This is a genomic window from Microcystis flos-aquae FACHB-1344, from assembly GCF_014698375.1.
GTDB classification, from domain to species: Bacteria; Cyanobacteriota; Cyanobacteriia; order Cyanobacteriales; family Microcystaceae; genus Microcystis; species Microcystis aeruginosa.
Genome location: NZ_JACJSW010000169.1, coordinates 39,813 through 49,931, shown reverse-complemented (window position 1 = coordinate 49,931; position 10,119 = coordinate 39,813). Strand labels below are relative to the sequence as shown.

The 10,119-nt window shown below is 41.8% G+C and carries 12 protein-coding genes; 6 read left to right on the top strand and 6 right to left on the bottom strand.

Annotated elements, in window-relative coordinates; all coding sequences use genetic code 11:
- Positions 1-189 precede the first annotated feature (189 nt).
- The 5 genes from H6G48_RS16205 to grxC form a co-directional block, all read right to left on the bottom strand.
- Positions 190-1,494 carry a leucine-rich repeat protein gene (locus tag H6G48_RS16205; protein ID WP_242034667.1) on the bottom strand — a complete coding sequence of 435 codons (1,305 nt, stop codon included), beginning with the start codon at positions 1,492-1,494 and terminating at the stop codon, positions 190-192.
- Between the two features lie 228 nt (positions 1,495-1,722).
- Positions 1,723-2,025, bottom strand: a complete 303-nt coding sequence (locus H6G48_RS16200) for a HigA family addiction module antitoxin (protein ID WP_190722499.1) — start codon at positions 2,023-2,025, stop codon at positions 1,723-1,725.
- A gap of 12 nt (positions 2,026-2,037) precedes the next feature.
- A complete protein-coding gene (locus tag H6G48_RS16195) occupies positions 2,038-2,313 on the bottom strand; it encodes a type II toxin-antitoxin system RelE/ParE family toxin (protein WP_012268033.1) in 276 nt (91 codons plus the stop codon).
- Between the two features lie 84 nt (positions 2,314-2,397).
- On the bottom strand, positions 2,398-2,886 hold the full coding sequence (tadA, locus tag H6G48_RS16190) for a tRNA adenosine(34) deaminase TadA (protein ID WP_190722498.1): 489 nt from the start codon (positions 2,884-2,886) through the stop codon (positions 2,398-2,400).
- Positions 2,871-3,188, bottom strand: coding sequence for a glutaredoxin 3 (gene grxC, locus H6G48_RS16185; protein WP_002751734.1), 318 nt, complete (start codon positions 3,186-3,188; stop codon positions 2,871-2,873). The genes tadA and grxC overlap by 16 nt, the downstream gene beginning before the upstream one ends.
- Before the next feature lie 201 nt (positions 3,189-3,389).
- On the opposite strand from grxC, the gene H6G48_RS16180 reads away from it, so the two are divergent.
- The 4 genes from H6G48_RS16180 (at position 3,390) to ccmS (ending at position 6,597) form a co-directional block, all read left to right on the top strand.
- On the top strand, positions 3,390-3,950 hold the full coding sequence (locus tag H6G48_RS16180; protein ID WP_190722497.1) for a 5-formyltetrahydrofolate cyclo-ligase: 561 nt from the start codon (positions 3,390-3,392) through the stop codon (positions 3,948-3,950).
- 320 nt (positions 3,951-4,270) lie between these two features.
- Positions 4,271-4,588, top strand: a complete 318-nt coding sequence (locus tag H6G48_RS16175; RefSeq protein WP_061430635.1) for a slr1957 family protein — start codon at positions 4,271-4,273, stop codon at positions 4,586-4,588.
- 406 nt (positions 4,589-4,994) lie between these two features.
- Positions 4,995-6,008 (top strand): aldo/keto reductase, encoded by a 1,014-nt coding sequence (locus tag H6G48_RS16170; RefSeq protein ID WP_061430636.1) that lies wholly within the window; start codon positions 4,995-4,997, stop codon positions 6,006-6,008.
- A 148-nt stretch (positions 6,009-6,156) separates the two neighbouring features.
- On the top strand, positions 6,157-6,597 hold the full coding sequence (ccmS, locus tag H6G48_RS16165; protein ID WP_190722502.1) for a beta-carboxysome assembly chaperone CcmS: 441 nt from the start codon (positions 6,157-6,159) through the stop codon (positions 6,595-6,597).
- Here ccmS and nagA read toward each other — a convergent pair.
- The gene (gene nagA, locus H6G48_RS16160) at positions 6,553-7,704 is read right to left on the bottom strand and encodes an N-acetylglucosamine-6-phosphate deacetylase (protein WP_190722496.1); all 1,152 of its coding nucleotides are present in this window, start codon (positions 7,702-7,704) and stop codon (positions 6,553-6,555) included. The two genes, ccmS and nagA, sit on opposite strands and share 45 nt — an antisense overlap.
- A 643-nt stretch (positions 7,705-8,347) precedes the next feature.
- Here nagA and H6G48_RS16155 point away from each other — a divergent pair.
- Both H6G48_RS16155 and H6G48_RS16150 read left to right on the top strand, forming a co-directional pair.
- Entirely contained in the window at positions 8,348-9,142 is a 795-nt protein-coding gene (locus tag H6G48_RS16155; RefSeq protein ID WP_190722495.1) for a metallophosphoesterase family protein, read from the top strand.
- A 78-nt stretch (positions 9,143-9,220) separates the two neighbouring features.
- Positions 9,221-10,039: a SirB1 family protein gene (locus H6G48_RS16150; RefSeq protein WP_147069167.1), complete on the top strand. Its 819-nt coding sequence runs from the start codon at positions 9,221-9,223 to the stop codon at positions 10,037-10,039.
- Positions 10,040-10,119 lie beyond the last annotated feature (80 nt).

Here is a 10,119-nt window from a genome sequence, read left to right as displayed (position 1 = left end):
CATTTTCAGGCGTGCGCTTAAGTCTCTCATGCTGACGATACTTTTATCCAGTGCAAAACCTATCCAACAGGACACAAAAGTAAATGTACTTAATGCGGGATAGTCATTTTTGGGGAGTGGCTTGAGAAGCTCTTTCATTAGTTTTGGGAAAATTGTTAGCATGGCTTATTCACATTTATTGGTGTATATTTACTTTGTTTTCTTATCTATAATATCAAATTTTGTACGACTTTTTTCCCCGTTCAACACTTCTGGGGGAATAGCATCGATTTGGGAGGCGATTTCCTGCACAAGTTCCTCGATTCCCACACCGGTTTTACAGGAAGTGGCGATTAGTTTGGTGATTTGGGGATATTTTTTCCGGAGGGTGCGGATCTTAACTTGGGGGGGATGTTCATCGGCACAATTACCCACGATAATCACGGGAGAATTGCCTCCGTAGGTTTCAATGAGTTTTAACCAGTATTCCAGACGGTTTTGCTGTTCGTTTTTGCGGTTGTCGAGGACAAGCAGATAAAGACTGCGTTTAGTCAGAAAAAACTGATGGGTGGTTTGCATCACTTTCTGACCGCCAAAATCCCAGAGATTGAGGCGAATATCGGGTTTTTGGGACAGTTGCCACTTTTCAATATTAATGCCGGGGGTCTTGGGTTCTTCGGAATTAAAGGTATCGTGCAGTAACCTCTTTAACAGGGAAGTTTTCCCCACATCCCCCTCCCCCACCAATAAAACTTTAAGCTCATTAAGAGGGCGTTTTTTCCCTTTATCCTTGAGATAACTAAAAATCGCCTGCGGGTTGCCATTATCCGATATTATTTCACCCCATCCCTGACGAATAATTTCCGGGGGAACGTTGGTAATCGGGTTATTTTTGAGGACTAATCGCTTCAGGTTGACTAAGTGAGCGAGTGCTTCTGGTATCTCCCTGATTTGGTTATTTCTGAGGTCGAGGCTTTGCAGGGGGGTGAGGTAAGCGAGCGCTTCTGGTATCTCCCTGATTTGGTTATTTCTGAGGTAGAGGCCTTGCAGGGAGGTGAGGTGAGCGAGCGCTTCTGGTATCTCCCTGATTTGGTTATGGCCGAGGTCGAGGTATTGCAGGGAGGTGAGGTGAGCGAGCGCTTCTGGTATCTCCCTGATTTGGTTATGGCCGAGGTCGAGGCTTTGTAGGGAGGTGAGTTGAGCGAGTACCTCTGGAATCTCCCTGATTTGGTTATCGCTGAGGAGGAGGAATCGCAGGGAGGTGAGGTGAGCGAGCGCTTCTGGTATCTCGCTGATTTGGTTATGGCCGAGGTAGAGGAATCGCAGGGAGGTGAGGTGAGCGAGCGCTTCTGGTATCTCGCTGATTTGGTTATGGCCGAGGGCAAGGGATCGCAGAGAGGTGAGTTGAGGGATTTCGGGGGGAATTTCTGTTAAGTTTCTGCCAGACAGATCCAACTCCCCCGCTCTTTCGTCCTTTGCCCGTTGAATTAACTCTAATACTTCCCGTGCTGTCATTGACCATCCCCCCGCTACTATATTTACTCCATTTTGGCAAAAGATCCAGTTAATACAACTGGTGGTGATCAGCTAGTCCACTGTTAACAGTATGATTAACTCCCACACGCGGTTATTCATACATTTGTATCAGTTTGGGGATGACTGATAATTGCTGATTGTCGCTATTTCTGCAAATGTGAGATGCAGCCAGTATGTCAAATGAATAATTATAGAATTCAAGAGAATTTATCCTGAAGACAGGGATTGATAAGGAATAATTTCTTCGAGGGTATTTCCTAACTTTTCCCTCGCTAGATCTAACTCATAGGCTTTTTGTAAATTCATCCAAATTTCTGCCCCTGTATTAAAAAAACGCCCTAATTTTAAAGCAATATCTCCCGTGATATTTCCTTGACCTTTGAGAATTTGCTCAAGTTCATTCTCAGAGATATTAACTCTTGTGGCAAGCTGAGAAACATCAAGATTAATTTCCTCTAATTCATCAGCTAAAATTTCACCGGGGTGGATAGGACTTTTCCAATTATTCATCGTGAATTTTCCTTAATGATAATCAACAATTTCAACATTAGTGGCTGCATCATCCCATGAGAAACAAATACGATACTGGTCATTGATGCGAATACTATATTGACCGATTCTATCTCCTTTTAAACGTTCTAAGCGGTTACTCGGCAATCCTGCCAATGCTTCTAGTGTATTAGCACTTTCTAAAATACGCAATCTTTTGATCGCTAATCGTTCAATCCCAGAAAACTTTTTAACAAACTGCTTATTATATAGCTTTTCTGTATCTTTACATCGAAAGCTTTTAATCATGGGTTATTTTTGTCATGTCTAAGGCAATAATTTGATAAATTTAGCTAAATTTATCAACCGTCCCGAGAATTACTCAAATTTTTCTCATCTTTTTTTCTCAAACCATGTTTGTAATAATTCCCCAGATTCCTTAGCTAAAATTCCCGCGATTACCGGTAAACGATGGTTAGAAAAAGGACTATCAATAAAATTAGCCACAGTGCGGATAACTCCTGTTTTGGGATCGTCAGCACCGTACACTAATAATCCTAATCTAGCCTGAATGATTGCCCCGGCACACATGGGACAGGGTTCGAGGGTGACGTAGAGGGTACAATCATTTAAGTGCCAATTGCCTAAAACTTGACTAGCGGCACGAATCGCCAGAATTTCGGCGTGAGCGGTGGAATCATGGTGTTTTTCCTTGCAATTAGCCCCTTGAGCGATTAAATGTCCCTGTTTATCCACGATAACCGCTCCCACAGGTACATCACCCCGGTTTCCCGCAGTTGCCGCTAAATTTAAAGCTAACTGCATCCATTGCCGATGTTTCTCATAGGCTTTTTCATCAATAGACTTTAGATAGTCCCACATTTAGCCAGTAAATTATCTAATTTTTTCTGACCATCCAAAGCATACAAATCATCACAACCACCGATATGTTCATTATTAATAAAAATCTGTGGTACACTGCGTTTACCGTTGGACCGTTCGGCCATGGCTTGACGAGCGCTTTCATCCCCATCAATCTTGTATTCGGTGTATTTTACCCCTTTCCAACCCAGCAACCATTTAGCCCGAATACAGTAGGGACAAGTTGCCCAGGTGTAAATTTCCACATTGGCCTTGATATTCTCGTTATAACGCCCAAAAAGCGAGTTAAATAGATTTAGCATCGTTCTTACTAAGTAGTTAGGTGTTAAAAACTGTCAGATGCCCCCCTTATTAAGGGGGGATTAAGGAGGGATCGACACCCCCCTTATTAAGGGGGGATTAAGGAGGGATCGACACCCCCCCTTATTAAGGGGGGATTAAGGGGGGATCCATCTTCAATTTAATTATAACCAGCTACTTACTCTCCTATTTATCTCTATTTTATGGATTCTGCTACCAAAAAAGCCCAATTACGCAAACAACTAATTGCCCAAAGACGAGCGCTTCCTAAGCATATTTGGCAAGAAAATAGTCAGCAACTTTGCAAAAATTTACAATCTTTACCCCTCTTTCACCACGCTAAAACCATTCTCGCTTACTTCAGTTATCGTCAAGAGCCGGATTTAAGTTCCTTATTTTGTCAACACCATCGCTGGGGTTTTCCCCGTTGTGACGGAGATAGCCTGACTTGGCACTGTTGGACTGCCGATGATCCCCTAGAATTAAATCGTTATGGCATCTACGAACCAACAGCGATCGCTCCTCTCATTTTACCGGCCGAAGTGGACTTACTATTAATTCCCGCCGTCGCTTGCGATCGCCAAGGTTATCGCTTAGGTTACGGGGGAGGTTATTTTGATCGTCTCCTACATTCCCCCGAATGGCAAGCTATCCCCTCGATCGGGATTGTCTTTGACTTTGCCTATCTCGATCCCCTTCCCCTCGATACTTGGGACCAAAAATTACAGGCAATCTGTACCGAATCAAGAACCGAAATTTTTTAACAATTATTTCCCTATTCCCTCACACCCAATCCCCAAGCTGATCCCTGTCTCGGAGTCTCCTATCTGGGAGTCTCCTGTCTCCTATCCCCTATCTCCTATCTCCTGTCTCCTATCTCCTATCTCCTATCTCCTATCTCCTGACTCCTGACTCCTGACTCCTGACTCCTGACTCCTTACCTCACCGTTAACTTTACTTTTCACCGACTACTCATATATTAAGTTTTATTGAATCCGATCGACCCTTAAGATAGCTTTGCTAGGATGAAATTCACATCAGGAGATGTTTATAGTAATCACCAGAAAAAGTCAACAGGGAAGCAATGAAACACTTTCACGAACCATGGATTCAAGAATGGTGTCAAGAAAACGGCTGGACAGAGCTATTTCTCGAACGCTACAGTAATTATTGGGCATTCCCTCCCAATGCCGTGATGCCAGAACCAATTCCCACCAAAGTGTTACAAAACATTAAGCGCCAAAAAGGTCTATCCCCTGCCGAAAAACTTTGGTTAGGAATGGCAATCGGATTGACTTTGACAGCTTTAATTCTCTGTGTCATCCTCGCTTGTCCCATGCCTATAGTTCTCGCTTTCGCTTTTGATGCTGTAACCGCAGCGCGATTGGAAGTGGAATATTAACTGGGCAAAAATTGAGCAGCAAAAACCTAAAAAGGGGGAGATTTTTCCGAAAGTCTTCCCCTTTGCCGCTTTTTTCTGGACAGGGATGATGGATCTGTTCAACGAAACAGGGTAAAATCGGGCGATAATTTAAGAAAGTAGATTCATCGGTTTTTTAGCCGTCAGGAGTCAGTATTTAGGAGTCAGGAGATTATTTTTATTTATTCTCCCCACTTCCCTCTCCCCCCACTCCCCAATTGAGCATCTCATTTATGCAAGTGAGTAATTATACTTATCCATAAAACTGTTTTCTAGCAAGGCTTTCAAAATAGCTTGACATAAAAACCTGATTTAGGGGTTACAAAGGTGAGATGCTCCCCTCCCCAATTCATAATTCATAATTCATAATTCATAATTCATAATTCCCATGTCCGAATCTCGTCGCTTACAGTTTACCCCCGATCTGGAAATTTGTCGTATTTTGAACGGAATGTGGCAAGTTTCAGGCGCCCATGGTTCGATCGCACCCCAAAAAGCGATCCCTAGTATGTTCTCCTATCTAGATGCCGGTTTCACCACTTGGGATCTGGCCGATCATTACGGGCCGGCCGAAGATTTTATCGGTGAATTTCGTCGTCAATTAGTCGCCCAAAGGGGCATTGATGCTTTAAATAATCTGCAAGCTTTCACTAAATGGGTTCCCCGTCCGGGTAAAATGACTAAGGAAATAGTCGCAAAAAATATCGCTATTTCCCTACGTCGTATGGATGTGGATAGTCTCGATTTATTGCAGTTTCACTGGTGGGATTATCGCGATAAAAATTATCTAGATGCCTTATATTTTTTAGGAGAATTACAACAGGAAGGCAAAATTAAACACCTGGCCTTGACTAATTTCGACACGGAACATTTAAAAATTATTCTCAGCACCGGGATTAAAATAGTCTCCAATCAAGTCCAGTTTTCCCTGATTGATCGCCGTCCTCTAGTCAAAATGGCACAATTTTGCCAAGAACATAACATCTATCTACTCGCCTATGGTACTCTAGCAGGAGGCTTATTAGGGGCAAAATATCTCGGTCATCCTGAACCCAATCCCATGAGTCTCAATACCGCTAGTTTACGGAAATATAAAAACATGATCAATGCTTGGGGAAACTGGCAATTATTCCAAGAATTATTAACCGTTCTTAAAGCGATCGCTGATTCCTATCATGTCACCATTCCTAATGTGGCAGTGCGTTACGTTCTCGAACAAAAAGCCGTAGCTGGGGCAATTATCGGGGTGCGTTTGGGTGTTGCTGAACATATCCAAGAAAATGCCCGTATTTTCGATTTTCAATTATCCCCCCAAGACTATCAAAAAATTGATCATGTCTTGCAAAAATCCCAGGATTTATTGCAGTTAATCGGTGATTGCGGTGATGAGTACCGTCGTTAAGTAGGTAGGTGTTAAAAATTGTCAGCTTTCCCCCCTTATTAAGGGGGGACTAAGGGGGGATCGGCACACCCCTTATCAAGGACTGATAACTGATAACTGAAGACTGATAACTGAAGACTGATAACTGAAGACTGAAAAGAGGCTAATGATGAGATTTGAACAACCAATCCCCGATGATCCCGCTAATCAATGGCGCTATCAATTAGATCAATTCGTGCAAGAAAATCAACAGGAATTAGCCGGTTTAATGTGGGGTTTACTCTCGGAATGGGGAGAAGATGCCCAAGAAACCCTGGGCATCGATCTTAAACCCCAGCCCCATTTTGTCTGTTGTTCTAGGGAGGCTCTAGAGAAATTAAATCGCAAGGTTAATTGTAAAATTCAAGAGATGCTTGGGATTATTTATCGCTATAATCCCAGGGAAGAAGTGGCTATAGTCGCTATCGGTGATGGTCAGGTAAAATTGATTTATTTTCAACCCGATCTTTCCCCCCCTGAATGTTTTAATCGCCTCGAAGTGGATCTCGATACCCTAATTCAACAGTTAGAGTCCAAAATGCTGGCGGAAATCCAATCTTTCCCAATTTGATGCCGATTGCCAGCGCAAAAAGTTGGCAGGTTGTCCCACCGATAAACCCGCTAATCCGATCGCTTTTCTGGGGGATTCTGTCCCTAAAAGAATCGCCGTTTCTAAATCACATATTCCCCAGTTAACTAAATTGGCTACTCCTTGTAATAAGGGTAAGGTTGTTCCCGCTAAAGTACCGTCAAAAAGTCTTGCTGTTCCCTGTTTAACTTCAATTTCTCTCTCGTCCCAAGGATAGACACCATCTTCTAAACCGATCGGCGCTAAAGCATCACTAACTAAGAAAATTCCTCGATGATAATTACTGGCTTTTAGTAATAATTCTATCATGGTTGGATGGATGTGTTGACCATCGGCAATTAACCCACAATACACCTCGCAATTGATAATTGCTTCCCCTAATAACCCCGGTTGACGATGATGTAAAGGAGGCATGGCATTGAAGGCATGAGTAACCATTTTTGCCCCCTGTAAAAAGGCTTCTTTTGCTATTTCTTGACTCGCTTGCGAATGTCCTAAACTGACGGTAATCCCTCGATCGCTTAAGTATTTAATCACCGTACCGCTACTATCTAATTCGGGGGCTAGGGTGATAATTTTTACGATCGATAAGTAGTCCCCAAAGATTTTATCTACTGTTTCTATACTTGGGTTTAAAAGATATTGGGCTGGATGCGCCCCCCTTTTTTCATAGTTTAAAAATGGTCCCTCTAAATGTACTCCTAAAACCTGCGCGCTCGCTCGATTTTCCTGTTTCTGTTTCTCGATATATTTGGCAATTACTGAGAGGGATTTTTGAAATTTCTCCACAGACGTGGTTACTAAGGTGGGCAGATAACTATCAATTCCTTGATTCCCAAGATAATCGCTAATCTTATCTAACTTTTCTAGATCTGTTATTTCTAAGTCGGGAAATGCTAATCCTAACCCTCCGTTGATCTGTAAATCTACTCCTCCCAACGATAGCCAATCCCCTTCCATATCGATAATCTTTTCCCCTTTTTTTCTTCCCCCCATCTCCCTTATCCTCTCAATCTTTCCAGCAGCATTTATCTCTATTTGTTGTCGATCCTGATGGGCGGGAATTCTAGCGTTAATTAGGGTTATCATAGAAGTAGAAAACTAATTTTTTTTTATTATAATCTCAAAAAAAAACTTTTTTTTTGATCATGCTTGACAAGTGGGCATTTTTTTGAGATACTTTTTTATATAATGGGAATCTTTGCGTTCAATGATGGACACTTACATCCAATTATATAAAAACTCATCATAAAAAAATAATACCATAACCTGTCCGCTCCCTGCCCAGAGATTGCAAAAATACTTTACAAAACAATTAAGCAGGGAGGCACAATTATTGGTAGGATGGGTTAGCGGTAGCGTAACCCATGCGGGAGTTGGGTTTCATGCTTCCACCCAACCTAAGTTCATCTTATGTTTAATTCCACCCACCTACTTATACCAAATCCGTTTTTAATAGTGTGATTAACTCTCAAGTTATGAATTGTTTCTCCCCACACCCCACTTTCCTATCACCCCACTTCCCCCCGCAACGCGCACGCAGTGACCACCCCACTATCCTATACTTTTTAAACAGGATTTAGTATTACAGCCTTTCTCCCGCAGTTCCGGCGTTCCCCAAAACCAGTGACTGTCAGAGGGAAAGCTTTGTCCTATAATAAAATTAAGACCTTATAAAAACTACTTTTTTAGCGATAAAAGAGCAGCAATCTCAGCAATTAGAGAGGGGTGTGTGTTTTTTAAAAAAATAGGGAAACAGACTCAAGAACCGCGTCGTATTATTATCGGAGATGTGCATGGCAATTTTCAGGCACTTTTGCGACTATTAAACCGAGTTGCTCCCGATAGTGAGGATGAGGTTTATTTTCTGGGAGATTTAATCGATCGAGGACAGCAGAGCTTGGAAGTGGTGGATTTTGTCATCAAAAATAACTACCAGTGTCTCCTAGGAAATCATGAATATATGCTCTTAAAAGCTCTGGCAGGAAAAGAAGTTTCTGAAAAATGGTTTAACGGCTGGATCGAGAGTGGCGGGGCGGCGACACTACTAAGTTATAATAACAATATACCCGCCGAGCATATTAATTGGTTTCAATCCCTACCCGCTTATTTAGATTTAGGAGATATTTGGTTAGTTCATGCGGGAGTACAACCAGAATATCCCCTTGAACAGCAAACAAATGAGCAGTTTTGTTGGATTAGAAACGAATTTCATACCATGACCCAACCCTATTTCAAGGATAAACTAATTATCACAGGTCATACTTTAACCTTTACCTTTCCCGATGTCAAACCGGGACAACTAGCTCGCGGCAGCGGTTGGCTAGACATTGAAACTGGGGTTTATCATCCTCAAAGTGGTTGGTTAACTGCTTTAGATTGGACAAATCAATTAGTTTATCAAGTGCAGTCTCAAAATAAAAATTGTCGCACGATCCCTTTAGAAAAAGCCGTGGTTAATCTAGATATTGACAAGATTTATCGCTACTCTTCCCAGCAAAGCTCATCTAAATTGCTGAATATTTAATGGTGATCAGAAAAGAGAAGCGATAAAATCGGAAGGATCGGTTAAAATAGTTGATAATCTGATTAATACCCTTTTCTAATGACCCTTGCACTCTTATACCAAGCCTTCATCGAAACAATTCAACATCCTGACCCTGAGATAAATCTAGCTCGGGCAGCCCTACAAATAGCCAATTTTGAATATCCGCGCCTCAATATTGATCACTATTTAAATAGAATAAATTTAATGGCTGAGGAGGTAAAAAAACGTTTACCCGATAGATTATATCCTTTAAAAATAGTCAAGATTATCAATCAATATTTGTTTGAAGATTTACAATTTAATGGTAATACCCAAGAATACTATGACCCCCGCAATAGCTACTTAAATGACGTAATTGATCGCCGCACAGGTATTCCGCTCACTCTCTCGATTATCTATTTAGAGATTGCCAAACAGATCGATTTTCCCATGGTAGGAATTGGTATGCCGGGCCATTTTATTATCCGTCCCGATTTCGAGGAAGTGGAAATTTTTGTCGATCCCTTTCACGGTGGTGAAATCTTATTTAAACAGGACTGTCAAGAAAGATTAAGTCAGGTTTATCAACAGCCAGTTAAATTAGAAGAACATTTTCTCAATATTGCTACCAATCAGCAAATTTTGTTACGTTTGTTGACTAATTTAAAATATATTTACCTGAATCGTCAACAATGGTCTCAGACAATTCGGACAATAGATCTGCTACTTTTGCTCATTCCTAATCATCCCTTAGAGCTGCGCGATCGAGGTTTAGTTTACTATCAAATTGGACAATTCAGCCAAGCGCAACAGGATTTAGGCTTCTATCTTGCTCTCCTACCCAACGCCCAAGATGCGGAATCAATTCGGCAATTATTGCAAAAAATTAACTCTTAAGTTGTCCGTCGTCAGGAGATTATTTTTATTTGTTCTCCCCAGATCCCACACCCCACACCCCACACCCCACCAACAAACTT